This is a genomic window from Porphyromonas somerae DSM 23386 (genome assembly GCF_000372405.1).
GTDB classification, from domain to species: Bacteria; Bacteroidota; Bacteroidia; order Bacteroidales; family Porphyromonadaceae; genus Porphyromonas_A; species Porphyromonas_A somerae.
Genome location: NZ_AQVC01000016.1, coordinates 11,844 through 37,827, shown reverse-complemented (window position 1 = coordinate 37,827; position 25,984 = coordinate 11,844). Strand labels below are relative to the sequence as shown.

The following is a 25,984-nucleotide window of genomic DNA, read 5'->3' as shown; positions in this document are numbered from 1 at the left end:
ATCAAAATGAGTACTTGATGTTAAGTCCAGGTATAATCGGCAAAAGTGTCATTCCCTTGATTCTCTTTAAATCATTTTCGTCGGTATCAATTACTGCTCTATACACATTTTGTCTATTGTATGCGTTGTAGACAGAAAGAGCAAAAGACCAACCTCCGTGTTTATAGTTTACTGCTATATCCAATCTGTGATAGCTAGGTAATCGATAATTGTTTTTCTCAGATACTTGCTCTATTCGATGTGTCAACTCATTAGGATAGGACAGTGCAATGGGCAGAACCTCCAATGGAACCGTTTGGATACTCCCTGAGCTATAATTCCATGCTGCAGATAAAAGCCACTTATCATTTATTTGATAGCTTGTAGAGAGTATTAATCTGTGAGGACGGTCGTAGTATGGCCTATACCATTCACCACCATTGATTTCACTAAAAAGATGCCTCACCTTCGTGTAGCTGTATGAAATGTTCGTTGCTATACCCTGCCACTTAGCTTCTAACAATATCTCTAGTCCATACGAATAACCCTTTCCTGCTGATAATCTATCGTGTATCTGTTTGTAGTTATCTAATCTTACAAATCCCTCCTTATACTCTACCAGTCGGTTCATATTGATGTAGTAACCTCCTAATGAACAGCGAAGCCATCTGAGTGGATTACTATATACTGTGACCCCAATTTGGTCTGAAATAGAAGGTGGGAATTGACTACTTGGAGCAAACCAAATATCTGACTGTAGAATGCTATTATTAGTTGTTGCTGTCAGCATACGCTGTGATGTTCTGCTATATGTCACCTCTGCATTGGTTTTTGGGTTTATATCTGCGGAGATAGCTACTCTTGGAGAAAGGACAGAATATGGATATTCTAATCTTAATCCTCCTTGAGCTCTCAACCAAGCAGTGATATTCCAATACAGATCAAACGAGACGCTCCCCTCCCAAAAGCTTACTTGGTCAGCCTGAGCTATTGACGCTAGTCGATATATTGCACCTATGCCAGTATGTAGTGTAAGCTGATTATATAAGTAAAACTTATTGCTCCAATTTGCATTAAATTCAGACACCTTATTTTTGTGCTTTTGTTCTAGAGGCATTTTATCATTTTTCCCTTGTACAGAAATCTGTTCTTGTCTCCAGAATTCTGAAGCTGACACGGTTAATTGACTACTCCATTTTGGTGAAATAATATAATTGGCATTGAGGCTACCACCGTAGGTACCCCATCTCCAATTCTGATTATTAGACTTATTGGCGTATTTATCCATAGACTGAGACCACAATTTATCCCCACTTAATAATCCGCTAAGTGCGATTGAAAGTCTGCTATTAGGTTTATAGGAGACTTTCATATTTGAATCATAAAAGAGAAAGTTCGTTTTGTCCTCCTGATCTTTAGTGGCTAAAGGGATAAATAAGTCTATGAGTGAGCGTCGCCCTGCCAGACTAAGGCTCAATTTATCTTTAATAATCGGCACCTCTATATTAGCTCTTGCAGAGATGACTCCGACCGATATGTTGCCTCTCAGATTTTGCAAGTCTCCATCCTTTGTTTGAATTTTGATGACACCACCCATCCTTCCTCCTAGCGATGCTGGCTGATATCCATTGTAAAAAGTCATATCTTTCACGGCTTCGGCATTGACCGTAGAGAGTAAGCCCATAGCATGATTGCTATTGTAAATATTAATCCCATCTATAATAAGCAGTGTTGCTTCTGGCGCTTGACCTCTAATAACACTATTACTTTGTCCCTCATTAGCTGGCTGTATGCTTGGTAGATACTGAAACACCTTTATCGGGTCAGCTTCAGCAAGTAAGGCAGGAGTAGTGTTAATTGTAGATGTGGGTATATGGATTCTACCAATTTCTCTTTTTGAAGTAGTCTTCTTTACAACCACTTCAGGTAACACAACTAAGCCTTCCTCCAGCTCTACATTCATCAACTTATCCTCTAATAGTTGCAAAGAGTAAGTCTTTGTTTCATACCCTAAAAAAGCATATTCAACCACAACAACGTCAGCTGTATTTAGGTGCAAGCTATAGAAGCCATATTGGTCTGTTGCAACACTTATATCACCGCAACTAACCACAGCACCAATAAGAGGCTCTTTGCTGTTACTATCAACCACCTTTCCATACAGCACTCCTTGAGCTAATGCTACAGAAATACTTGTAAAGCTCAATACTACAAGTATCAGTATCCTTTTCATACTTGTTTTACCTATCTATTTATATTAAATCTGATACCAGCTTCAACCATTCCATGCCATCTAGATATTTCAGCACTAGGCAAATTACTTTGCAGTTGAAGCAAATCGTATGTGACACCCAAAGAGGTATATAGCCCAATCTGATGAGTTATATTATACTCCATTCCAAAAGCGAGTGATGTATCAAGCGAAACAGTAGCACCTCCTTCGCTTACCGCTGAACCAGTAATAGTGGATTTGAATGGAATATTTATCCCAACACCATATTGACCATACATTCTCCATGTTTTTGCATTGTAAATTGTGTATTGTATATCCAAAGGAATTCCTAGAGAGTGGACATCTAAAATATAGTCGTCCTTAGAGCCAAAACTGTTATCCTTGATCTCAATACGGTACCACGAATAATTAAGACCAGTTTGAAGTGACCATCGTCGAGTGATGGGGAATAATACAGAGCTTCCTACTTCAAACATCGGAGTCTCGCGAACAGAATAACTATCTTGTTGTCCTTTAAATATCCCATCACCCACTCTTGGCATAGTGACTGTATTAGTATTCAAAGACAAACCAGATGTAAATAGAGATAGCCTAATAGGCCTTTTTGATTGAGAGGAAAACCTAAGGTTATTGCCCAATAGTTTCTCTGATGACCTATCGAGTAAACCACCAGCACTGCTATCATCTTTTGTATCAATATCATCGTTCTGTACAACAATTTCTTTCGCCTCCTCAGTCCATATATTGTTATGGTCAGTTTTTTCAGAGACAACGGTTGTCATCTCACGATTACTCTCCGATCTTGGTCTATAGCTTCCAATAGGAATATCAGGATATTGTCTACTAGAAGAAGCCACAATCTTTCTTTCCTCATTATTCATAGCAACCACGCGAGAAGTAGGTAAGGTGTCATGTAGAATATGTGGCTCTTGAGTGTTTTCTCTTATCAAGAACAAAAAGAAAATAATAGCAGCTACTACTGATGTAGCTGTCGCCACCCATCTCCACTTAAAAAGAGAATACTTTTTTGGGGGAAAAGATAATGGAGGTAATTCAGAAATAGGTGGCTCAAAGTTTTGGAATCGACGACTTAGGGCTTTTTCCCAATCACCCCTTTTGTCTGTTCTCTCTCTTTTTTCCATCTCTCAACTCTTCTAATTAATTCTTGTTTAGCACGGTGATACCTAGATGAGGCTGACCCCTCTTTAATTCCCAATATAGCTGCTATTTCCCTATGGCTATAACCTTCAATGGCATACATGTTTAGCACTACCCTATAACCCTCAGGAAGTTCAGCAATTAATCCAGATAGTACATTTATATCTATTTTATTAATAAAAGCAACATCATCACTACTATCCTCGTCACTTATCGAGTTGATCGTCTCTTCTTCGTAAGAGCTCATCATCCTCACATTAAAGCTATTTAGGTAGTTAAGGGATTCATTTATTACAATTCTTTTAAGCCAAGCAAGCAATCCTCCTTTTTTCACATGGTGATAAGAATCAATCTTATAGAATGCTTTCATCATAGATTCCTGCAGTATGTCTTGAGAAATGTCAAGGTCAGCGACATAGCGATAAGCTACCCCTAAGAGTAACTTACCATACAAACTATAGAGTTGTACAAAAGCCGCCTCTAAATCATACTCTAATAGCTCTACTATCTGACTCTCACGATCATCTCTTCTCATACTAGCTTGTAAGTAGCTTTGCCGTTGAGACCATAACAAAGCTATGAAACAACATACACATAGATATTAAAAGACTATATGTAGTTTGTGTTACGTGCGATTTTATTTTAAGGAAACGAGAGGATTGGAGGCGCATGAGCATATTTTTGAAGTAATACAGTTCATACACCTCCAATACTATTACTTAGGTAATTTACAAACGATACTCTTGCCACCGACCGATTCAATTACTGCTACAAGATTTGAATACTCCGTCTTCTTCCTTTCCGTTATAAAAAATCTACAATCAATAAGCCACATCAAATCATCTTTGGAAACCAAACTTAACTGGGTTTTAAAACTGGTAGGACGAGGTTCTTCCTCTTTAATAACAGTTCTCACAGTCTCAAAAGAAATGTCGAAATTCTCAGAAACATCATTACCGTCACTCATAACAGAAATCCTTATTACATTGTAAGGGACGGCATAGGTCCTTGCTGTTCTAAACTTTTTTCTTCCATCTTCTCCATGCTCCATCGCTAAGGACTTATAAAGTTCTGGAAAACTTTTGAGAGTGACTCTTTTTTGTGGATATAATTCTACACCCCACATTGTCGCATCTGAGTTAGCTCTAGCTGAAGCATCTGCAATAGTGTAATATTCAGATATGAAGTAATTAACTCTCGCAAGTGGATCAAACTCTTCTTTCTCATTACATGAGACTAGTATAATCCCAAAATATACGACTAAAAGACCTAGTACCGATAAGAATGACAACTTTTTCATAAATTACTTATATACATTAACTATGTTCTTAATCATATACTTGAAATATCCTGGCGTACTTTCATTAACACCTGTACTCCTAAGGTTAACAGAATTATATGATTCAAACACGCCAGGATAGAAGTAACCATCTCTATAACCTCCCCAACCCCAGTTGCAGTGAACTAACAATCTTGTTTCCCTATTTTCTGAAATCGTCTCATTAGTCTCCCTATTAATTACCTTTCTAGTCCTTTCTTGGGTTATATAACCATCAACTAACCATGCATGCCCTTCTCTATACCCTGTATGAGTCTTTTTGAAAATCCACCACCCCTTCTTATAAGTATACTTTTCGCTATAACCCTCCATAATAGCTGGGCGCAAATGTGCTAGACTATTTATCAAAGCACCTTCCTCGTAGTCTGTCAAGGATGAAGGATTCGAATATCCCATTGATTTTAACATCAACACAATATCTTTTGTCCACGCACCAGTAGCACTAACTCCCCAAGAATTCTGAAGAGTATTGCCAATTTCTCGTAAATATTTCGAGACTTGCTCTTCAAATTTACTTCGATCCGTTCCCTGATACTGCCAATAGCTCGGGTACCTAGTTAGTAAGTTCCAATCGAGTGATATGCCATTATAATACGAAGGATAATTGTGATATGCTGTAAGCTGTGCAGCAGCAATAGAAACGCAACCTGCTAATGCCCTCTGACCGTCAATGAGTGGTGCCTCATTGTTAAATGGCAAACTTTGCTCCCATTGGACGGGGACCAAAGGACCGATTGAATTTACTGTTTTCCATTCACTGTACTCAATCTTTCGCTCAGGAACATTGGGGGCGGGGGCGTCTGGCTCAAATTCTTTTTCATGTTCAAAGTCCTCACGTCTTCTGTTGGGATCTTTCTCAAATCTCTCTAATTCTGAAACATAGAATGAAGGGAGTCGTGACAAAAAGACGGCAAATCCACTGTTGTCATCTATCTCCTCATTTTTAAAAAGATTACCTGAGCTGGAAGTAATTAGTATATCGGGAAGTCGTTTATCTCCTGCAATCACAGAAAACCCCTTTTCCCCTTGTATATTTACAATATAAAGTACAGTATCAACTGCCTCTACACCTTGTTCGCCAAGTGTTGTTCTTAATGACCCCGTATTGAGAACATAATCAACTATAGCATCAGTAGCGACCAACGAGCTTCTTAACCCACTTTCCTTAACGAAGTCTTGAACGATCTTAATAGCTTCAGAAGAACTCCTCTGAAAAGTCTTTGAAGTGACTACTTCAGTAGTCTTATCTAGGTTATACTCATTGGGTCGTTCTTGAACCCTTTGATTGCAAGAAGTTGTTGTTAGCATTAAAATTGCTAGTAATAGAAGCACTGCTTGCTTCAGCATCGTCTTTTTCATACTCTTCATACTTTGTTTTTGTTAGATGATTAGATGAACTTTAAGTGCTCAATAATTTCCACTACAAACACTAGTTTAATATTGCTCTATATAACTATAACAAGGCAAAACACAAAATCCTGCACTTTTATTTATTAATAACAAAATTCCAACACCTTGACCCTTCTTTATTTCACACTCATATGATACTTTTTTTTGCTTTCCCGTAGAGAGAAAAACTGAGTTGCAACTAAGCAATCGGCGAGATGCAACAAAGCGATCGGCGAGTTGCAACTAAGCAAATGCTTAGTTGCAACTCAGTTTTCGGGTTGATAGCTAGGTGAAAATCAAATAGTTATGAAGGGGCTATTTCAGAGTTCTAAATTGCCGAAAATAAAGGCCGGTGGTTGGATAATGTAGAGCTTTTCGGTAGCACGTGTCATGGCGGTATAGAGCCAACGACAAAAGGAGAGGTCGATCATCTCGGGGGTGAGATAACCAAAGCTTAGGTAGACCTCCCGCCACTGCCCGCCTTGTGCCTTGTGGCAAGTCATCGCGTAAGAGTACTTTATTTGTAGGGCATTGAGATAAGGGTCTTGCCGTAGCTTTTGATAGAGCATCCTCCGCGTGGTGCAATCGGGATAGTCTTGGCACACCCCTTGATACAATCGCTCCCTCTGCTCTGGGGTAAGACTTGGGGCCTGCGTGAATAAGCTATCAAGCAGCACCTTGGCGGAGACAAAGCCACCATGGGTATCACGCAGCTCGGCATCTCTAAAGGTAAAGCCATAGAGCTCCTGCTCCCTTCGGCTATTGAGCACCTTTAGGATCTCCCCATTGGCAATGAAGGTACTTGTTGCCTGCCCCTTTTCATCTACGGGAAAGTGAAGATAGTTATTGCGCACCACCATGAGGTTTTCTCCTGGCACCACCTCTTCATCGTAGTAAAGGGTGTGATACCTAATCGATTTATTGTATTCCTCGGCATCTCTATTGGAGCGGGTGATGAGCAAGGTCTCCTCCTGCCCCACCCTCCGATAAGAGTCCTCCATCATTTCAGGTAGGTCGTAGCCCGAGATGATCTCTACCTCGCCCTTCACCTCGGGAAGTGGGAGCAGGGGCTCGTGCCAATCCTCGCCACTCTGTAGGTCGAGAATGCGACCACGCAGGAGGTAACTGAGGTAGACGATCTCCCCGCCCTCCTCCTGACGGACAATATCCTTGAGGACACCTTGGTATAGTGTGGAGCAAAAGCCTACAAGATACTCCGGCATTAGTGCAGGACTCATCTCGGTACCGACGGGTGGAAGCTGGGCATCGTCGCCGATCAGTAGCAGCTTGCTCCCTTCGATGCTAAAGCAGAAGTCCACTAAGTCGTCGAGCAAACGATTACTTCCAAAGGAGCCGTACCCATCATTGGCATTATTGATCATTGAGGCCTCATCTACTATGTATATGGTACCAGGTTGGTGCTGATTGTACCCCACCTCGTACGAGACGCCATCGCCGGATATCCTCTGCCAGTAGATGGTTCGGTGAATCGTATAGGCGGGCAAACCACAATACCCTTCTAGCACTTTAGCAGCACGCCCAGTAGGGGCAAGTAACATCTGCGGGTAGAGGAAGCTTTGGAGCATGTGAGAGAAAGCCCCTACAAGACTACTTTTACCCGTTCCCGCGTACCCACGCAATAAAAAGATGGAGTGCTCGGGAGCTTGGGAAAAGAAGTTTTGTAGCTCCATTATCACTTCATTTTGACTAGAAGTGGGGGTAAAACCAAAAAAATCTAATATCTCAGGGCGATTATTACTCATATTGTCCGAAAATAGCTATATTTGAACGCCGATTCGTATGGCAGTCTGAATAAAAGTTGCTACTTTTGTAGAGACTACATACAAGTAACCTATATTCAAGAAGCTTGGTACGTTTAATGTTGAATGCAAAATAACAAATATATTTGAAGGTATGAAAATTTTATCGAGAGTTTTATTGGTCCTAGCTATTATTGGACTTGGTTGGGCGGTATACAACAGCATCCGTGTACCTGTTAACTTTGAGAATACAAAGACCCAAAGGGAGAAGGAGGTCATCAAGGAATTGATAGATATCCGTACAGCACAGGTGGCATACAAGCAGGAGAATAACGTCCATGCTGCCAACTTTGAGGAGCTTCGCAATTGGCTAGAGAACGGCAATGTAAGGTCGGTACGTAAGGTGATGGAGCTCTCAGAGAAGCAGCTTCAAGATGGTATGACTGAGCAAAAGGCGTGGGACATCGTTAAGAAAGCAAGAGCCACTGGCAATTGGAAGGAAGCTGAAGAGGCTGGTCTATCCTCTATCGTTAATGGTGAGCGTGTATCCTTTACTCGTGACACCACATTCGTAAATGCTAAGGAGGCAATTTTCGGTGCCGACTATGATACCAGCAAGTTGGGTATTGTCCCATTCTCCAATGGTGCTACCTTTGAGATGGATACCGCTAGTGTAAAGACTAGCTCCGACATCTTTATTAGGATCTTCGAGGCCAAAGTAGATTACGACACCTATCTTGGCGACCTCAATCAGACTGAGCTCATCAACCTTAAGGATCGTGTGAATCAGATCGGTAAGTATCCTGGGCTAAAGGTTGGCTCACTCACAGAGATCAATAACAACGCAGGTAACTGGGAGTAAGCTATATACCCCACTCATTCATAAAGCACACTCCTCTCTATCTACATAGCTGAGGAAGTGTGCTTTTATGAGACTGTTGCACGAAGGCGATCTGCGGCGTTGCTTTCGGGATTCGGGCTCGGTCACGTACGCCAGTACGTTCCCAGCGCCCTCACCCTCAGCTCCTTGCATCTCATCCTTCGTCCAAAGTCTCAGCACATTTATTCAAATGTGCGAGAATGGCACTTCGTGCAACACTCTCTTTTTTTGCAACCCTTATGAGAGAGATAAAGGAGATCCACGCAAGTGAAGGAGATAAGAGCTTATCAGCAGATGAAGCTCTTGGCATTGATGCACGCATTACTCTAGGGAGCGAGATGATATTTGTCTTGGCTACGACCCAAGAAAACGACAAGCCCATCTTGGCCACGAGTATTTCCTTAACCAGCTCCGAAGAGGGTGGTATGCAAAAGCTATTTTGGGATCATCCACTTTTATCTCTTCCCTTCAGGAGCTCTACTATTCTGGTGGAGGATGGGTCGCCTTTTGCCATTGTCCCTGAGGATCTAATGGATAGTGCCTCACCAGAGAATTGGCTATCTCTGACCACTGAGCTAGAGGGGCGAAAAGTATTGACGAAGGCGATTGAGGAGGAGCACCTTTACATTATTTATTCGGTCAATAGAGAGCTATTTGACTTTTGCCAAAGGTCCTTTTCCCTCCCCACTTTTGAGCACCATATCTCCACACAAATCACCTATACCCTACGCAAATCTCGCCGAGAGCACCCTCAGGTCGTTACCGCTTACATCAGCAAAGGATTCATCCAAGTGGCGGTAGCAAAGTCGGGGGAGCTGCTACTGGCAAATCTCTATAAGATGGTCTCCGATGCAGACTGTCTATACTACATTACGGCATTGTACCGACAATTTAAGCTTGATCCTCACGCAGTGCCCCTATACTTATTCACCTACAATCCCGAGCCAAGTATCAAGCAGCTACTTGAGGAAAGTCTTGGAAACATTGTCCTCAACGACTACTCCACCGACGGTAGTAAGGAAGTAAATAAGAATGTGGCAGTACACCCCTTGGAGCGATTACACATACTATGCGGATTATAAGCGGGAAATATGGGAAGCGTCGCTTTGAACTTCCCAAAAACTTTAGAGGTCGACCCACGACAGAAGTGGCAAAGGAGGCTCTATTCAATATCCTTCAGAATCGAATTGATTGGGAGGAGACTCGCTTTCTCGATCTCTTTGCAGGTAGTGGAAGTATCGGTCTGGAGGCACTCTCAAGGGGGGCTAAGGAGGTGCTGGCCATTGAAAAGAATCCTCGGCATACCTCGTTTATCAACTCTGTTGTGGAGCAACTTTCGGATGACCACTACAGTGTCCAGACAAGAGATGTCTTCGCTTTTATTGAAAAGAGCGAATCTTTTGGTACCTTTGAATTGATATTTGCTGACCCTCCCTATGATCTACCACTACTAGCAGAGCTACCTAGGCGGATAATGAGTAGCCAGCTACTTTCGCCAGAGGGTTGCTTGGTAGTGGAGCATCCAAAGGAGTACGACTTCAGCAAAGAGCAATATTTTGTGGAGATGCGCAGATATGGGACGGTACACTTCTCATTCTTTGCACATAATATTAATAACATATAAAAGTAATTGAATTATGCTAGTAACACTTCTTACAGGTTTTATAGCTGGTAGTATAGCCGCATGGCTTATGCCAGGTGGAGGCAACTCTTGGATCGTAGACATCATTCTTGGACTACTCGGTGGCGTAGTAGGTGGTTGGGTACTTAGCTTGCTCGACCTCTCTGCAGGCGATAGCTGGTGGGCAGGGCTAGTGGTAGCGGTTATCGGTGCCTGCATCCTCATCTTTATTGGTCGCCTATTCACCAAGAAAGGTGGCAAATAAATAACTATTGACTAAGGAACTAGGGTGGGTGCTTTTTGTATCCACCCTATTATATATTTGTGCAATCAATCATTGATACCTTATGAAAAAGACATTATTAATAACCCTTGCACTCTTGCTTGCTATCCCGAATCTCTTAGCCCAAAGTGGGAAAGTATATCTGGTGGGTGCTGGCCCTGGCGATCCTGACCTCGTGACCGTGAAGGGGGCGAAAGTGCTTGGCAAAGCCGATGTAGTGCTGTATGACGCACTCGCCAATCCTTCTATTCTACTCCACTGCAAGGGAGATGTGAGGTTGATTCCCGTGGGGAAACGAGCTGGCAAACCTTCGCCAAAACAAGAGGAGATCAATCAACTACTCATTGATGAGGCACTGAAGGGAAATACTGTGGTAAGGCTGAAGGGTGGTGACCCTTTTGTATTCGGACGTGGTGGTGAAGAGCTACTCGCCCTGCTTGATAAGGGCATTGATACCGAGGTGATCCCTGGCGTGACAGCAGCGATCGCAGCACCAGCTTATGCTGGGATACCTGTGACGCACCGTGCACTAGCAAGGTCCTTCACCCTAGTTACCGCAAGCACCAAAGATAGCAACCTTGCTGAGTCGGTGAAGTGGAAGTCTCTTGTGGAGCAAGGGGGTACCATCGCATTTTATATGGGGGTACGAGTAATCCCCGAGATCTGCCAGCAACTGATCAAGACGGGAATGTCGCCCGATACCCCTGCAGCTATCATTAGTAAGGGGACTCTACCCGAGCAGAAGGCTTTTCGCGGGACACTCAAAGACTTCACCCCAAATTACACCGACTACACGAAGCTCACACCTGGTCTGCTTCTCGTGGGAGAGGTGGTCAATGTGACGGAGAATTACCAACCCTCTAAGGACGATAATGGTATGAAGGTGCTCTCTATCACCCTCAATAGAAAGGTGAGCGAGCTCACGCCAAGGATAGAGGATGGCGTAGCTGTGGCGACGACCATTGCTAGCAAAGACCCCGACAAGTATAGCAACGACTACCTAGAGATGCTCAAGGAGCTAGAGTTTACCCACATTGTCTTTTCAAACACCAAGAGTGTGGAGGCCTACTTTAAGCTCTGCGAGGTAAAAGGCATCAATGTGATTACCCCCAAGGCAACTATCATCACTCTTGGGAAGAAGATCACCGACCTCCTCAGCACCAAGGGCTACAACGCCATTACCCTTGGCTCCTATAACGAAGTGGCTAGCTACCTACTGGGCGATAAAGCGAAAGCGATGTCCAGCAGTGTTGACGCCGTGACCGGCGCCTCCAAAAAGCCCAAAGCCCACTAACTGCCTATCTACCACAAGGATTACGTATTAGGAGTATATGCTTAAGTTAATGACCTATTTATTTAGCACGTGTTAGACAAGCGGGTAAGGACCTCGGAGAGGTCCCTATTAAATAGGCACAGCTCGGAGGGGCAAAAGCCCCGAACGACCTGTGTAAAAGAGCATATTCACTACCTCCATGACCCCGGTTGAGGGGTCAGACTTAGATATAATTGTCCGACCCCTCAACCGGGGTCGTATGGATCTTTTGTACATCGTTATACACAGGTCTTCGGCACTACGTGCCTCGACCTGTGCCTATTTAGCACGGACCTCTGCCGAGGTCCTTTTCCATAAACACTCCAATGAATGCCACATGGCAAGACCTTCCTAATCCATAACTCCTGCGCCACTCGTGGTTATCCCCTGTCATCAGCACAATTATTTATCTATTTGTCTACACTTTCAGGAATAACAGATGAGCAGTGTATACAATAACAGGAATACATGAACCCGTGTGTACTATTTTCAGGAATACCACAATACCACACAACCTCATATTCCGTATGCGTGCGGAACGGATTCCGCCTGTATACGGAATAGATTCCGCACGCATACGGAATGCATTCCGCAGAGCTATGGAATATTGCCGGAATATCAAAATCAAGAAGCTTGTCTGCAAGCCACTTCTAGCGATGTGGGATAAAAATGTTGGGCGAAAGTTTGTTTATCTACGAAATTGTCGTAACTTTGCTACGAATAAATCGTAATAAGGATATTGATCGTAGATAACAACAATATGAGTGAGCCTAACTTTCTAAACGGACTATCCCCTCTCGAGGAGGACTTTATGCGTGCACTATGGCATATCGGAGAGGGTGAGATAAGCGATGCCATCCCCTTGATGGAGCATTCGGACACCCCCTACACTACTGTGGCTTCGGTGGTCAATAAGCTGGAGAGCAAGGGGTATGTTACTCGCACGGGGAAGCGACGTGGTCACCTCTATGCCCCTTTGGTAAGCCAAGAGGAGTACACCGATAAAACCATTAAGTATATTGTTGCCAACTTTTTCAAAGGTTCATACAAAAGTCTGGTGCAACACTTTGCGCAGGAGGAGAAGGTGAGCAAGGAGGAGATCTCGGAGATTCTGAAACTAATTGAAGAGGAATAAGTGGTATGATGATTTGGTTGAAATATCTAGGGCTGTCGGGAATAGGGATTGCTCTCTTTTACCTCCTCGGAGTGGTATTGCTTCGCAAAAGCACCCTACTCCGTGCCAAGCGATGGTATTACCTCATCGCCATCGCCTCTAGCCTTTTGCTCCCCCTGATCTCTTTAGCAGTACCAGAAAGGGATATAGATGAGGCACAAGATAGGTTGCTCCCCAGCTTCACTATTGTGATAGAGGAGGAGCCAACCATCACTGCACCTGCTACAAAGAGAAACTCAATAGACTGGTCCAGAGTACTGATGGCAACTTGGGCTATTGGTGCAGCGAGTACACTCATCTGGCTCACCTCGGGCGGGTACAAACTCTATAGATTATGCCGCACCTCCACGAAGCGCGAGCTCAGTAATAATGCCACACTTTATGAGGTGGATGAAGAGCTAGCCCCCTTCACGATTGGCAGGGCAATCTTTATCCCCAAGTCCTTATCGAATAGCGATATCACACCCACTATTCTGTCGCATGAGCTGGAGCACATTAGGCAGAAGCACTATTGGGATATCATCATCAGTACGGTGCTGCAGCCCTTACAGTGGTGGAATCCATGTGCGTGGGGATTGCTCCAACAACTGCGCACCAACCTTGAGTACCTAGCAGACCAAGGGGTGTTGCGAGAGGGAAGAGACCGAAAGACCTACCAGTACCAGTTACTGGAGTGTACACTAGGCCGAAAGGTAGAGCTACCCTCGCTCTCATTTTCTATGCAAAACCTAAAGAAACGAATCGTAATGATGAACAGCAAGAACAAAACCAACAAGAAACTAGCCATAGTTTACGCACTTTCGGCACTTCCAGTACTTGCCTTCTTGGCACTCGGTACTCAGATGGTTACGATCAAGCAGGCCGAAGCAAGCACCATCACAGAAGTGGCTCCGCCACCAACCAAAGACAAGGTCTTCGAAAAGCTAGATGAAATGCCAGAATTCCCTGGTGGAGGAAAAGCAATGATGCAGTGGCTCAGCAACAACATACAGTACCCTAAGGATGCGATAGATGCCAAGATAGAGGGGCGTGTAGTGGTATCATTTATTGTCGAGAAGGATGGCTCCATCTCCAATGCGGAAGTAAAGAAAGGGGTGTACGAATCACTAGATAAGGAGGCTCTAAGAATAGTCAATGCTATGCCTAAGTGGAAACCCGGCATGCAAGCTGGACAACCTGCAAGAACTCGTTTTTTCGTGCCAATCAACTTCAAGTTTGCACAGCCTGCAGTGCAAGGGGAAAAGGTCTTTGACTACCTAGATGATATGCCTGAATTCCCAGGAGGGCAAGCAGCAATGATGCAGTGGCTCAGCCAAAATATACAATACCCAAAGGAAGCTGTTGACGGCAATATTGAGGGACGTGTGATCGTCTCATTCATCATTGAGAAGGATGGCTCTATCTCCAATGCCAAAGTAACAAAGGGCGTGCACGAGTCACTAGATAAGGAGGCTCTAAGAGTAGTCAGTGCGATGCCCAACTGGAAACCAGGTAAGCAAGATGGTCAAGCAGTAAGAGCCCGCTTTACCCTTCCAGTCAGCTTTAAGTTTGCCCAGCCTACAGTGCAAGAGGAAAAGGTCTTTGAGTACCTAGATGATATGCCTGAATTCCCAGGAGGAGGAAAGGCAATGATGGAGTGGCTTGGCCAAAATATCCAATACCCCAAGGAGGCAGTTGATGCCAAGGTTGAGGGGCGTGTGATGGTCTCATTCGTCATAGAGAAGGATGGATCCGTCTCCAATGCCAAAGTCATTAGGAGCATAGATCCGTTACTAGACAACGAAGCGCTAAGAGTGGTCAATGCCATGCCTAACTGGAAGCCAGGTATGCAGGATGGCCAGCCAGTAAGAGTCCGCTTTACCATCCCTGTCAGCTTCAAGCTTCCAAAGCCTGCCACAGCACCCACCAAATAACCTTTAGTCAGTAAACCAAAGGGGGCAAGTCTCATTTGACTTGCCCCCCTTTTTCATTACAATGAGAATTTGACCCTTAATAGCACCTCAAAAGGCCTCAGTGGCGTTACCGCCCGGAAGGTGTGTGGTTCCTTGATAGTGATCACCTCGTACGCTTTCTGATTGGTAATATTGGAGAGGGTGAGCTCCGCACCAAACCTCTTGGTATCATACTTTAGCCCAAAGTCCAAAAAGGTCGCCTCGGCATAAGATTTACTATTCCGCTCCGACGTATGGTGATACTCAACAGAGAGCGTAGTAGACCAGTTCTCTGCCAACCAAAATAGAAGGCTCCCTTTGTGTCGTTGCTGAAGCAACTTTGGCAGATGCTCCAATCGACCACTATGCTCCTTTGCCAAACTACCAATCAGCGACCCTTCGTAATCAATCGTAAGATCGGGAATCGGACGGTAATGCATCTCCAAACGCCCCACATAATTATCAGAGAGGAGTGCCAACATCTGCTGTTGCAGATAGAGTTCCGACCAAGTACGGTCATACGACCCCTGCAATGCCACATCCAAATTGGCCTTCCAAAAGGTTTGAGAGAGTCGTAAGTTACCACCCACCCGACTTGAGGAAGATGGCTTCTCAATTTGCTTGTAAATGATATAGCCCTCTTTCAGCCCCGTTGATAATGTGTAGCGTCGTTGGTTTTCCGAGAAGTGCACGCCTCCGATAATAGAAGTGCCCGTCATAGGTACTGTGTAGGAGAGCCCCAACCTAGCAAAGTGGCCATAACCCTGATAAGGGCGGGGCAACTGCTCAGAGAGCTGACGCGAATCCCTCAGCTTAAGCCCTGAAAACTGCTTGGCGGCACCCACTATATTATGAATAAGCTGGTAGGAGCCATTGATCTTGAAGTTATTATCCCAAAACTTACTCACAGAGATCAAGGGGTCCGACTTCACAAAGCCTTCCCGACTCTCGGGGTAGCGAAAATAGAAGTAACTAATTGGCAATTGTAGCTTAATGTGCCACCCGTGGTCTTTCCAATTGTATTCAGGTTGCCAAGTAAGGCTACTTGAGAGGTAGTCAGAGGGAGAGGTATCTCGATTGGGTAGCCAACTACTCTCCACACCAATACGATGGTGCTGTATATCCCATTGGAAATTATTATTGAGTTGGTGAGCACCCCACCGCCAGTTAATCCCCAGCATCAAACTATTATCAAAGAGTTGACTGGCAACCGATTGCGAGAGTGGCAGAGATATCTCCATAGAGTGATGGCGAGAGAGATACTTAGCCACATTATCTAGCTTCACCAGAGCACCCCCTACCCTGAAGAGCCACTCCGTACTATTCTCCACCCTGAGATAGGGGAGCGATAGCTCTTGGCTATAATCCTTCATATCTTGCCGAAGGAGGTCGTTACTCCTCTTAGACTGGTGCTCTATTTTACTCTTATTCAAGAAGAAAGAGCGATCACCATTATGCTCGTACTCCCCACTTAGCACCATACTGCGTTCGTGCAACTGATACTGCTGATCGCTCGAAAGGTGCTTCACCTCGCCATTGGGCATTGTATACTCAATCGTCTCACCCCGAGAGGAAGCAAGTTGCTCATCAAGATAGGTAGCACTCAGCCGAAGGAATTGATGCTGACCAAGCTTGACCAATTGATTGCCGGACAACGCATAGGAGTGATTGACCCTAGCCCGCTTCCCCACAGGTGAATCTTTAATCACCTCGCCCATACTCTGATAGAAGTCGAGCGATGCAAACTGACTAAGCGAAAAGGAAAGCTTGCGGCTCATAGAGAGCTCCTGCTCCCTGAGCTCTGCCGACATATCCTTACCCGTGTCATTGGCTTTGGCAAGATAGATTCCCTGCGTCGTGGCATTAAACCTCATCGCACGAGCATTCAAGTCGTAGAGCAAAGGAGCCGCCCCAACGCCCGCCGAAAGCCACGCAAGCCAACGCCCCTTTGCACGCTCCGTTAGTCGGATATTGAGTGCCGCCCTATCCGACAAAGAGTGCTCAGAGAGCATACGGATAGGCTCGTGCTGGCGATACACCTCCACCGCTGCAACATCATCGGGGCGAAGGCTATTACTAGCAATGCTATAGCGACGCCCAAGGAGATCCATTTGCTCAATATAAAACTTATTGATCGCCTTGCCCTCAAAGCGAATCTGCCCTCCCCCTACCACCTCGAGCCCAGGCATACGCTCAATCACTTGCGAGAGCGTCATATCCTGCTTTTGGGCAAAGGCAGAGGTGCGATAGATAATGGTATCCCCCTCCTCCCTAATGGCCGGCGCATGGATTTTCACCTCCTTAAGTTGATATGAAGTGGCCTCCATCACAATCTTCAGCTCCTGCCCCTTATGAAAATAATGTGCCTCCTTATAAGCCTTATATCCGAGGAGTGACCCTCTCACGATAAGCGACTGCCCCTCCTTTAGCGAAGTACGACAATTAAAAAGGAACTTTCCATCATCATCGCTCTGTGAAGTAGCTAGCGACCGCTTGGTCTCAGCATCGATAAGAAACAGCATAGCACCACTTACTCTCGAGCCATCGTCACTTTGCACCACAATGCCCCTTAGCTCCGTCTGTGCCCAGAGAGCTGTACCAGAGAGCGTCAGTAGCACTAATACAAGTATAAAGAGCCGTCTCATCTTGCTAACCCTCTAACACCTCACCTATTTCTCAATGTGTTGATAACGCCTTGATAGATTGCGGAAACGCCTAGCTACTTTATCGTGGTACACTCCACTATCATTATAGCCTTTGCTATACTTCCTAGAAACAGGACCACTGTCACCGCATTCAATTTGCTTACGTATCCACAAAAGCTCATCCTTACTAACCTCCACTACAGGGTTACTGAGCAATACTTGAGGGACCGCTACCTCCAAAGGGTGCTCACTTTTCTCAAAACCAATAAGCTTGAAAGAGTAAGCACCATCAAGGCTGCGAGCCTGAGTAACCAACCCTGGCAACCCAATAAGCTTCCACGGTCCATAAGGAATAGGTACCTCATTGGTATAATAGACTTCCCACTCTCGGCCATAAAGTGTAGCGGTAGCCACCTCGGAGGGATACCCACAAATCACTTGAGTGTCATCACCAAATTGATAACTGATATTTGGTGCCTTCTCCACCGTCTTAAAGAAAGTGACCCCATATACTAGCTCCGTATACTCCTGTAGCTTAGAATTGTAATAGAGTTGATCTTTAACGCCACGAGGAAACACCCTCATCTTTTTGACTAGGTCATAACCTCTTAAACCCTCTGCCAGCCCAGCATACATTACTGAATCCCTCTTAACCTGATAATAACTCCTAAAGGAACTATCACCATTTGGGGCAATTTGCAAGACAAAGAGATCCTCCGACACCTCTCCATCATATAGATTAACCTCCTTCCCTTCGTATAAAGCAAAATAGGACTGAGCTGAGAGTGGTAGTGCGGTGGCACACAAGAACAGAGCGAAATATAATATCCATACTTTCATTTGTCATCAGGCCTTTACCAACATGAAAATCATAGTATCATTTAACTTCTTCAAATATACATCAAAAAAGCATCGCCACCAACCCAATCCAATATCCTCAATTCCGCAGGCTTAGGTTTTATTGCTTTGGTCGGGTGCTTATTGATTGTTTTTTGGTTTCCCGACTTTTGGCAGACTAAAGACTCAATAAGGAAGTCTACTTATTCTCTACTTGTCTCTTAATGATGTGTCCTTACGTCTTTTTTATTGCCACTTCAAGACACCATTATTGTCTCAGCATAGAAGTTATTGCTCTATATATTGGTATCGCTTGGATAATTCGCGATACCTTTGATCAATCTTATCGTGATACATTCCACTCATATCAAAGTTCTTTGAATACTTCTTTATGATTGGCCTTAAGTCCATACAAGCCGCTTGCTTTCGAATCCACGCAAGTTCTTTACTACTAACTTCTATAACAGCTTGGTTGAGCATCATTGTTGGGATGGTGATATCTATATCTTTTTCAGACACCTCAAATCCCTTTAATTGAAATCTATACGCGCCATCAGTTGAGCAGGCTTCAGTAACCACACCAGGCAAACCATTTATTTTCCATGGTCCATAAGGCAACGAGATCTCTGTCGTATAGAAAATAACCCAATCTCTTCCATAATAGTGAGCTTTTGCCATTTCAGAATGAAAGCCTAAAACCACCTTTGTAAAATCTTCAAATACGACATCCAACTTGCTGGCAAATTCTGTTGACTTAAAGTAATAGAGACCATAATCCATTTCGGTATACTTATTTTCTCTAGAATTGTAATAAAGCCTACACTTTGTCCCTGGTGGTATCGACCGCATTCTCGCCACCGTCTCTTGGGTACTTATCCCCTGCTGTACACAAGCATCTCTGATGGAGTCTCGCTGTAGGGTGAAATAACTTTGAAAGGAGCTTAATCCCTCACGTGAAATCTGTAGAATGAAGAGGTCGCGCGTGACCTCTCCATCATACAAGTTCACCTCTTCTCCTTCGTACATAGCTCGAAATGATTGCCCACTAATTGGTTGAGCAACAAATAAAAGCAACATCAGAATGAAAAATGTGTTTAGCTTCATAGAATTACAACTTAGTCGTAACATTGATCAAAAGCCTCCATATACTCAACGAGGAACTATTGGTCAGCAAGTGTATCATCGCAATAGGTGCCGGCACAAGAGGTCCATACACAATGCATTTGAACATCATCTGCAAATGCAAATAATGAAAAGCAGAAAACTGTCACAGAAGTTAGAACTACCACCAGACCTTTACCAACATGAAAATCATAGTATCATTTAACTCTCCAAATATACATTAAAAGAACATCATCACCAAACTAATCCGATAGATATCAAAGACATAGTAAATGAAATGGGCTAGACCATCCGATGATGATCTAGCCCATTTACTTATATGTATATATCAGCTTACTTAATACGCTGGTAACCGAACTGTGCGATCTCACCAAGCTCCTCCTCAATACGGATCAGCTGGTTGTACTTAGCCATACGATCAGAGCGGCTCATTGAGCCAGTCTTGATCTGACCAGAGTTAGTTGCCACAGCGATATCAGCAATAGTGGCATCCTCAGTCTCACCAGAGCGGTGGCTCGTAACGCTAGTATAGCCATGGCGGTGTGCCATATCAATAGCATCAAGTGTCTCAGTAAGGGTACCGATCTGATTCACCTTGATGAGGATAGAATTGCCACACCTCTCAGCGATACCACGGCGGAGGAAGTCCACATTGGTCACGAAGAGGTCGTCACCCACCAACTGGCACTTGTCGCCAATAGCCTCGGTAAGTAGCTTCCAGCCCTCCCAATCATTCTCGCTCATACCATCCTCAATAGAATCGATTGGGAACTTATTGATTAGCTCTACAAGATAAGCAACCTGCTCCTCACGATTACGCTTAGCACCATTTGATCCCTCAAACTTAGCGTAGTTGTAGATACCATCCTCATAGAACTCGCTCGAAGCACAGTCAAGAGCAATGGTTACCTGCTCACCAGCCTTGTACCCTGCAAGATCAATAGCCTTAAGGATACAACCCAAAGCATCCTCAGTACCATCCAAAGCAGGGGCAAAACCACCCTCATCTCCTACTGCAGAGCTAAGTCCACGATCGTGAAGTACCGTCTTAAGCTCATGGAAAATCTCCGCACCCATACGAACTGCCTCCTTCATGTTGGTAGCTCCGATAGGGCGAATCATAAACTCCTGGAATGCGATAGGGGCATCAGAGTGGCTACCACCATTGATGATATTCATCATTGGGACTGGCAAAATATGTGCATTGGTACCACCGATATAGCGATAAAGTGGCATACAAAGTGCATCAGCAGCAGCCTTAGCCACAGCTAGTGACACGCCTAGGATTGCATTAGCACCCAGCTTGCTCTTAGTAGGAGTACCATCAAGATCAATCATCATCTTATCGATCAAACGTTGATTGCTTGCATCGGCACCAATCAAAGCAGGTGCAATAATATTATTGATATTCTCCACAGCCTTTGTCACCCCCTTACCAAGGTAGCGTGACTTATCACCATCACGAAGCTCCAATGCCTCGTGCTCGCCTGTAGAAGCTCCACTTGGCACAGCTGCCCTACCAAAGGCACCACATGCAAGTGCTACGTCTACTTCAACCGTGGGATTTCCGCGAGAGTCAAGAATCTCTCGTCCATGAATACTGATAATCTCCATAATCTCTTTTTACCTAATAAGTTTATAAACCTTCTTACTTACTTTTCACCCACAAAGATACATAAATAATTCCCTATTCGCTGATTAAGGAAGTGAAAAATATAGAATTAATCCCTCACATAGAATGTTGCACGAAGTGCCTTTCTCGCACATTGGCTTCAAATGTGCTGAGACTTTGCACGAAGGATGAAATGCAAGGCCTGAGGATGAGGGCAAGGTGCACGTAGGGCACCAAGACCCTAACGGGCCGAAGGGAGCGTACTCACGTACGTGACCAAGGCCGAATTCCGAAAGCAACTTTATGTACCTTGGCATCCTTACGGAAGCCTAGGCGTAGCAGATCGTCTTCGTGCAACAGTCTCATAAAAGTAAAAGAGGCTAACTTCTTATGAAGCTAGCCTCTTTTCAATTAGTTGCGGGGATAGGGATCGAACCTATGACCTTTGGGTTATGAGCCCAACGAGCTACCACTGCTCCACCCCGCGATTTCTAAATGCAAAGGTAGTATTAATTTTCGACACTAACAAATCCTTGCCCCTTTTCCCTCTAAAAAGAGAATGTTGCACGAAGTGCCATTCTCGCACATTTGAATCAAATGTGCTGAGACTTTGAACGAAGGATGAGATGCAAGGCGCTGAGGGTGAGGGCGCTGGGAGCGTACTAGCGTACGTGACCGAGCCCGAATCCCGAAAGCAACGAAGCAGATCGCCTTCGTGCAACAGTCTCAAAAAAGCAACAGAGATAGCATGAGTATGGCAAAAAAATGGCTTTGGAATTACTCCCAAAGCCACAAAAATTATAGCAAAAACAAAAATCGTGCGCAGAATGAGACTCGAACTCACACATCGTTAAACCGATACTACCCCCTCAAAGTAGCGCGTCTACCAATTCCGCCACCTGCGCCTGTATGTCGTTGCAATCATCACTAGTGCCCAAGACAGGACTCGAACCTGCACGTCATTGCTGACACTAGTACCTGAAACTAGCGCGTCTACCAATTCCGCCACTTGGGCATTTGTAGAGAGCATTGCTTGGATTGCGTTGGCAAAGATACACAAATAATGGAAATAGACAAATAGTTTCGCTAGAAAATCCGCCTCACTCTCTGGTAAAGGCCTCCATCTCTATCATAGCCACTTGAATACTTAGATAGTCTCAATGCAGAAATCGCTACAACAATAGGCTCGCAAGTGCGAAGTAAATCAATAATGCACAGGTATCTACTACTGTGGTGAGGAAGAAGACTAAAAACCAGCAGCACCTCTTTCGGCTCCATCTCCAGTATACAATCGGCGATATCGGCACTCCTCAAAGGCTCCAACTCCTTTCGCACTTTCGCAAAATCTCCTTCTCTCAGCCACTCCTTAAGTTGTTGGATCATACTTTCTTCCTCTCTCATAAATAATTAATTGCACTCCTCCCCACAGGGTAAATATCTGCTCGGCACCTACGCTAAGCAGTTGTAGCAATATATTCAAAATAATCCGAATCTCAAAAGATCTACTCACAAGGATCTGGCATTGGAATATCTGTACCATGCTCCTCCTTTTAGAAACTATTGCACTGAAAGCAGGCATAATGCGTCAATCCATAGCTGAGACCAACTAATGCACCCCAACCTATCAACTTACTAAGCGATACTATAAAAAAAACAAGATGCAAGACCCACTGAGGCGAAAGTAGCATACTGACGTAAGTAACAGAGACCAAATACCAAAAGTAACGAAGTCGATTGTCTTTGTGCAACCTTCTCTTATTTATATAAAAAGTTAAAGTGCGTTATCCATTGCATCCCAGTAGTCCATATCCATCTTCATGACTTTAAGGACCCTTTCCGTCTGTAATCCCAAACCATAATCGTAGATGTATTCTGACAATTGTTGCCCATTGATCAGAATAATAGTTGGAGAACCATTGAGACTTTCTACATAGCCAATTGCTCCTTTTGTATAATCAGAGGTTGTAATAAAGACTCCTTTTTTTGATGGAGTTCCAGCAACTGCACCTACAAAACTCTGAATCTCATTACGACAAACATTATTATCTAATGCATATCGCTTTGCTTGTATAGAAATGTGGTTAAAACCTAAGATATCCTCTTTAATTATACCATCAATACCACCATCGTTGGAGAGCTTAGTAACGACTCCAGAGTTTTTAACCTCACCGCCATAACCCATTGCTTGAAGTAACTCCACGACTAATCTTTCAAATTCTTGTGGTCGTTTACTTAGAATTGTAGTCAGAATTTGAGATTGAACATTCTGCTTTATCCTATTATAGGAGTCTGCCAATTCTTCTTCTGGAGTATGCTCATCAATATTATCTATTCGGGAAGATGCGTTAATTGCTTTCTTATTTTTAGTGCTCTTCTTAGAAGTATTCGCATTCACAGTCTCCTTGATATACGAATTAATCTTATCATCAGCACATGAAGAAAGCATTGACAAGCCATTTTTACTGATTTTATAATCACCTCTTTGAGGCTTTTCCACAAGTCCTGCGATAAAAAGATACGATAAAGCCCAAGAAATGCGATCCGAAAATATTTCTCCATTTCCAGACGGATACATAGTATTTATTTCCTCTTCCGTTAATTGGAAAAAATTTGCCAAGGGAGTTCGTAGATCCTTAGCTCTCACTACAGCCCCTGAGGATAGCTCTTTCAGTGCCGGTATCCAAATCTCTTCAAATCTTGGTATCATGAATAATGAATAAAAAACTTACAGTATTAATAGATATAAATGATTGTGGTGCAGCTGCCCAAGACCCACACAATAACTATTGTACATCTTTGCTAGCGGTGGGCACCAGCCTTGAGGCGGTCGAGGTGGCAAACCAAGAGGTCGCCATTATCATCACGGAGGTGCATCCCATTACCGAGGCAGTTCTTCCAGCTTTTACAGGTGGCACACGGACCTCGTTTTGCCCAACTACGGTCGCGGTATTGTTCGAACCGATTTTGCCACACCTCCCAAAGGTCGTCGTGACGGATGTTGCCTTGCTTGTGATCGAAACGGATACTGGGGCAGGCACTGATAGAGCCATCGCAGAGGATCGAGGCAATGTTCACCCCAGCACGACACATATAGAACTGCTCCCGCACTCGCCCCTCAAAGCGACCAAGGTACCCTTCGCAACCATATTGTGCAAGCAGTTTGCCCTGCTCATTGGTCTCGCAGATAAAGTTCATCAGGTCAAAATACTGTCGGTCGGAGAGCTGTAGTTGAGAGTTTTCAGCGGCACGCCCCACTGGGAATATGGAGAATAGCCGCCACCGCTTTACCCCTTGATCAATCAATTGTTGGCGTAGGGCAGGGAGTGAATCATAATTCAAAGGATGAACACAAGTAACCACGTCCCACACAATCTCCTCTGCCTCGGAAAGTAATTGGATAGCACGCCAAGCTCGTGCATAGCTCTGGGGGTGCCCCCGCATCTTATTGTGCACCTCTTCAAAGCCATCCAGACTCACCGTAGCGGTATGAATGCCCGCTCGTTGAAGGCTCTCAAGTCGCTTCTCGTCCAGGAGCATACCATTCGTCACAATCCCCCACGGATAACCACGATGGTAGAGTGCCAGCCCCGCCTCCTCTATATCTCTACGCACCAGTGCTTCGCCACCGGTGAATATCACCAAGAGTTTATGCGGATCAATGTGCGGGGTAAGTCGGTCAATCACCCCGAGAAACTCCTCCACACTCAGCTCCTCCACCCCACTCTCTACTCTACAATCGCTACCACAATGGGCACAATGGAGGTTGCACCGCAGAGTACACTCCCAAAAGAGAGTGGTCATCTGATGCTCTCTGATCGCCTCGTCTCGAAGTACCCGATGGGCATTGAGAGCAAGTCTTTGCTTCAGAGTCGGCTCCAGCGAGGGTTGTTTTTGTGGAAAGAGAAGCGACATCACTTATCCTTCTTTTTCTTTGGTTGAGTAGGTACTTGTTTTTGCTCTTGAAACTCTCGGTAGGGAGTGCCATACATCGCCACAGCTTCGGGATAACGGTCGGGAATAGAGTCGAGCCGCAACGCCTCCCTCGCCCGCTCTCTAGGGGTGGGCTCTACTTTTTGGCTAGTCTTACAACCTGCCACACCTAGTCCACCGAGCAGTATCAATGTGCCTGCGGCCAGCTTTACCCTCACTTGGCGATACTTTCTTTTCATTATCGCTCCACTTTTAGATTGATCTCCTTCTCCACAGTGCCATTCAGCCACCCTTTAGGTTGATGACTGGTAAAGTCGCTCTTGGATATGGCGATATGCTTCACCTCATCCTTCACAACACCATTGGCATCGCCATCGATATCTTTCACCTCTACCACTATTTCGTGGTCTTTGTAAAATCCTGTATCCCGCCCCTCTATCAATGCTTTTCCTTCCGCATCACTTGTCTTGCTCTGGCCAATAGCTTTAAGTGAAAGTCCCGGGATAGGCTGATCTGCTTGGTCGGTCACCTTTAGCTTGAGCTTATACTGTACGGTAGGCGTGCCATACTCTGCCATGCCATTATTGATATTCTCGGCACAGCTCGAAAAGCCTAAAGCCCCCAGCAATGCGGTGGCTCCAGCAGAGAGTAAAGCCCGTAATGATACAACCACTTTCTTCATAACTTAATATCCACTTTAAGTAGCTCTTGATTTTTCAGCAAGATAGAAATATTTCGTCGCTTCACCAAATATCGTAACCTCTTATTACCTTTGTGAA

Annotated in this window: 23 protein-coding genes and 3 tRNA genes; 7 read left to right on the top strand and 19 right to left on the bottom strand. The window is 44.5% G+C overall.

What is annotated here, in order from left to right; all coding sequences use genetic code 11:
• Position 1: 1 nt before the first annotated feature.
• From A3GK_RS0104530 to A3GK_RS0104505, 6 genes are all read right to left on the bottom strand, one after another.
• Positions 2-2,212, bottom strand: coding sequence for a TonB-dependent receptor (locus tag A3GK_RS0104530; RefSeq protein WP_018028290.1), 2,211 nt, complete (start codon positions 2,210-2,212; stop codon positions 2-4).
• An 11-nt stretch (positions 2,213-2,223) separates the two neighbouring features.
• Positions 2,224-3,354: a porin family protein gene (locus A3GK_RS0104525; RefSeq protein ID WP_018028289.1), complete on the bottom strand. Its 1,131-nt coding sequence runs from the start codon at positions 3,352-3,354 to the stop codon at positions 2,224-2,226.
• Complete coding sequence (locus tag A3GK_RS0104520) at positions 3,303-3,905, bottom strand: RNA polymerase sigma factor (RefSeq protein WP_018028288.1); 603 nt, start codon at positions 3,903-3,905, stop codon at positions 3,303-3,305. Before A3GK_RS0104520 ends, A3GK_RS0104525 begins: the two co-directional genes overlap by 52 nt.
• A 180-nt stretch (positions 3,906-4,085) precedes the next feature.
• The gene (locus tag A3GK_RS0104515) at positions 4,086-4,670 is read right to left on the bottom strand and encodes a hypothetical protein (RefSeq protein WP_018028287.1); all 585 of its coding nucleotides are present in this window, start codon (positions 4,668-4,670) and stop codon (positions 4,086-4,088) included.
• A gap of 3 nt (positions 4,671-4,673) precedes the next feature.
• Positions 4,674-6,068, bottom strand: a complete 1,395-nt coding sequence (locus tag A3GK_RS0104510; protein ID WP_162138135.1) for a C10 family peptidase — start codon at positions 6,066-6,068, stop codon at positions 4,674-4,676.
• A gap of 350 nt (positions 6,069-6,418) precedes the next feature.
• Positions 6,419-7,861: an ATP-dependent DNA helicase gene (locus tag A3GK_RS0104505; protein WP_018028285.1), complete on the bottom strand. Its 1,443-nt coding sequence runs from the start codon at positions 7,859-7,861 to the stop codon at positions 6,419-6,421.
• 151 nt (positions 7,862-8,012) lie between these two features.
• Between A3GK_RS0104505 and A3GK_RS0104500 the strand changes: the two genes are divergently transcribed.
• The gene (locus tag A3GK_RS0104500) at positions 8,013-8,720 is read left to right on the top strand and encodes a hypothetical protein (protein WP_018028284.1); all 708 of its coding nucleotides are present in this window, start codon (positions 8,013-8,015) and stop codon (positions 8,718-8,720) included.
• Positions 8,721-8,738: 18 nt separating this feature from the next.
• Here A3GK_RS0104500 and A3GK_RS11510 read toward each other — a convergent pair whose 3' ends face one another.
• Positions 8,739-8,918, bottom strand: a complete 180-nt coding sequence (locus A3GK_RS11510; RefSeq protein WP_162138133.1) for a hypothetical protein — start codon at positions 8,916-8,918, stop codon at positions 8,739-8,741.
• A gap of 59 nt (positions 8,919-8,977) precedes the next feature.
• On the opposite strand from A3GK_RS11510, the gene A3GK_RS10445 reads away from it, so the two are divergent.
• From A3GK_RS10445 to A3GK_RS0104470, 6 genes are all read left to right on the top strand, one after another.
• Complete coding sequence (locus A3GK_RS10445; protein ID WP_162138134.1) at positions 8,978-9,820, top strand: DUF3822 family protein; 843 nt, start codon at positions 8,978-8,980, stop codon at positions 9,818-9,820.
• Entirely contained in the window at positions 9,808-10,362 is a 555-nt protein-coding gene (gene rsmD / locus A3GK_RS0104490; protein ID WP_018028282.1) for a 16S rRNA (guanine(966)-N(2))-methyltransferase RsmD, read from the top strand. The genes A3GK_RS10445 and rsmD overlap by 13 nt, the downstream gene beginning before the upstream one ends.
• Before the next feature lie 13 nt (positions 10,363-10,375).
• Complete coding sequence (locus A3GK_RS0104485; RefSeq protein WP_018028281.1) at positions 10,376-10,624, top strand: GlsB/YeaQ/YmgE family stress response membrane protein; 249 nt, start codon at positions 10,376-10,378, stop codon at positions 10,622-10,624.
• Between the two features lie 82 nt (positions 10,625-10,706).
• Positions 10,707-11,936 carry a uroporphyrinogen-III C-methyltransferase gene (gene cobA, locus A3GK_RS10440; protein WP_018028280.1) on the top strand — a complete coding sequence of 410 codons (1,230 nt, stop codon included), beginning with the start codon at positions 10,707-10,709 and terminating at the stop codon, positions 11,934-11,936.
• A gap of 778 nt (positions 11,937-12,714) precedes the next feature.
• Positions 12,715-13,089 carry a BlaI/MecI/CopY family transcriptional regulator gene (locus tag A3GK_RS0104475; protein ID WP_018028279.1) on the top strand — a complete coding sequence of 125 codons (375 nt, stop codon included), beginning with the start codon at positions 12,715-12,717 and terminating at the stop codon, positions 13,087-13,089.
• Between the two features lie 5 nt (positions 13,090-13,094).
• Complete coding sequence (locus A3GK_RS0104470) at positions 13,095-15,041, top strand: M56 family metallopeptidase (protein WP_018028278.1); 1,947 nt, start codon at positions 13,095-13,097, stop codon at positions 15,039-15,041.
• A 56-nt stretch (positions 15,042-15,097) separates the two neighbouring features.
• On the opposite strand, the gene A3GK_RS0104465 is transcribed toward A3GK_RS0104470, so the two are convergent.
• From A3GK_RS0104465 to A3GK_RS0104410, 12 genes are all read right to left on the bottom strand, one after another.
• Positions 15,098-17,704 (bottom strand): hypothetical protein, encoded by a 2,607-nt coding sequence (locus A3GK_RS0104465; protein WP_018028277.1) that lies wholly within the window; start codon positions 17,702-17,704, stop codon positions 15,098-15,100.
• A gap of 24 nt (positions 17,705-17,728) precedes the next feature.
• The gene (locus A3GK_RS0104460) at positions 17,729-18,544 is read right to left on the bottom strand and encodes a GLPGLI family protein (protein WP_026161720.1); all 816 of its coding nucleotides are present in this window, start codon (positions 18,542-18,544) and stop codon (positions 17,729-17,731) included.
• A 285-nt stretch (positions 18,545-18,829) separates the two neighbouring features.
• The gene (locus tag A3GK_RS0104455; RefSeq protein WP_018028275.1) at positions 18,830-19,645 is read right to left on the bottom strand and encodes a GLPGLI family protein; all 816 of its coding nucleotides are present in this window, start codon (positions 19,643-19,645) and stop codon (positions 18,830-18,832) included.
• 351 nt (positions 19,646-19,996) lie between these two features.
• Positions 19,997-21,277: a phosphopyruvate hydratase gene (eno, locus tag A3GK_RS0104450; protein WP_018028274.1), complete on the bottom strand. Its 1,281-nt coding sequence runs from the start codon at positions 21,275-21,277 to the stop codon at positions 19,997-19,999.
• A 413-nt stretch (positions 21,278-21,690) separates the two neighbouring features.
• Positions 21,691-21,762, bottom strand: a tRNA-Met gene (locus A3GK_RS0104445).
• Positions 21,763-22,094: 332 nt separating this feature from the next.
• Positions 22,095-22,180 (bottom strand) — tRNA-Leu (locus tag A3GK_RS0104440).
• Positions 22,181-22,206: 26 nt separating this feature from the next.
• Positions 22,207-22,290 (bottom strand) — tRNA-Leu (locus A3GK_RS0104435).
• Between the two features lie 71 nt (positions 22,291-22,361).
• Positions 22,362-22,676, bottom strand: a complete 315-nt coding sequence (locus A3GK_RS0104430) for a hypothetical protein (protein WP_018028273.1) — start codon at positions 22,674-22,676, stop codon at positions 22,362-22,364.
• Positions 22,677-23,046: 370 nt separating this feature from the next.
• Positions 23,047-23,982 (bottom strand): restriction endonuclease, encoded by a 936-nt coding sequence (locus tag A3GK_RS0104425; protein WP_018028272.1) that lies wholly within the window; start codon positions 23,980-23,982, stop codon positions 23,047-23,049.
• Between the two features lie 92 nt (positions 23,983-24,074).
• The gene (locus tag A3GK_RS0104420) at positions 24,075-25,187 is read right to left on the bottom strand and encodes a TIGR04133 family radical SAM/SPASM protein (protein WP_018028271.1); all 1,113 of its coding nucleotides are present in this window, start codon (positions 25,185-25,187) and stop codon (positions 24,075-24,077) included.
• Positions 25,187-25,444, bottom strand: coding sequence for a hypothetical protein (locus tag A3GK_RS0104415; protein ID WP_018028270.1), 258 nt, complete (start codon positions 25,442-25,444; stop codon positions 25,187-25,189). Before A3GK_RS0104415 ends, A3GK_RS0104420 begins: the two co-directional genes overlap by 1 nt.
• Positions 25,444-25,887, bottom strand: coding sequence for a radical SAM-associated putative lipoprotein (locus tag A3GK_RS0104410; RefSeq protein WP_018028269.1), 444 nt, complete (start codon positions 25,885-25,887; stop codon positions 25,444-25,446). The genes A3GK_RS0104415 and A3GK_RS0104410 overlap by 1 nt, the downstream gene beginning before the upstream one ends.
• Between the last annotated feature and the right edge of the window lie 97 nt (positions 25,888-25,984).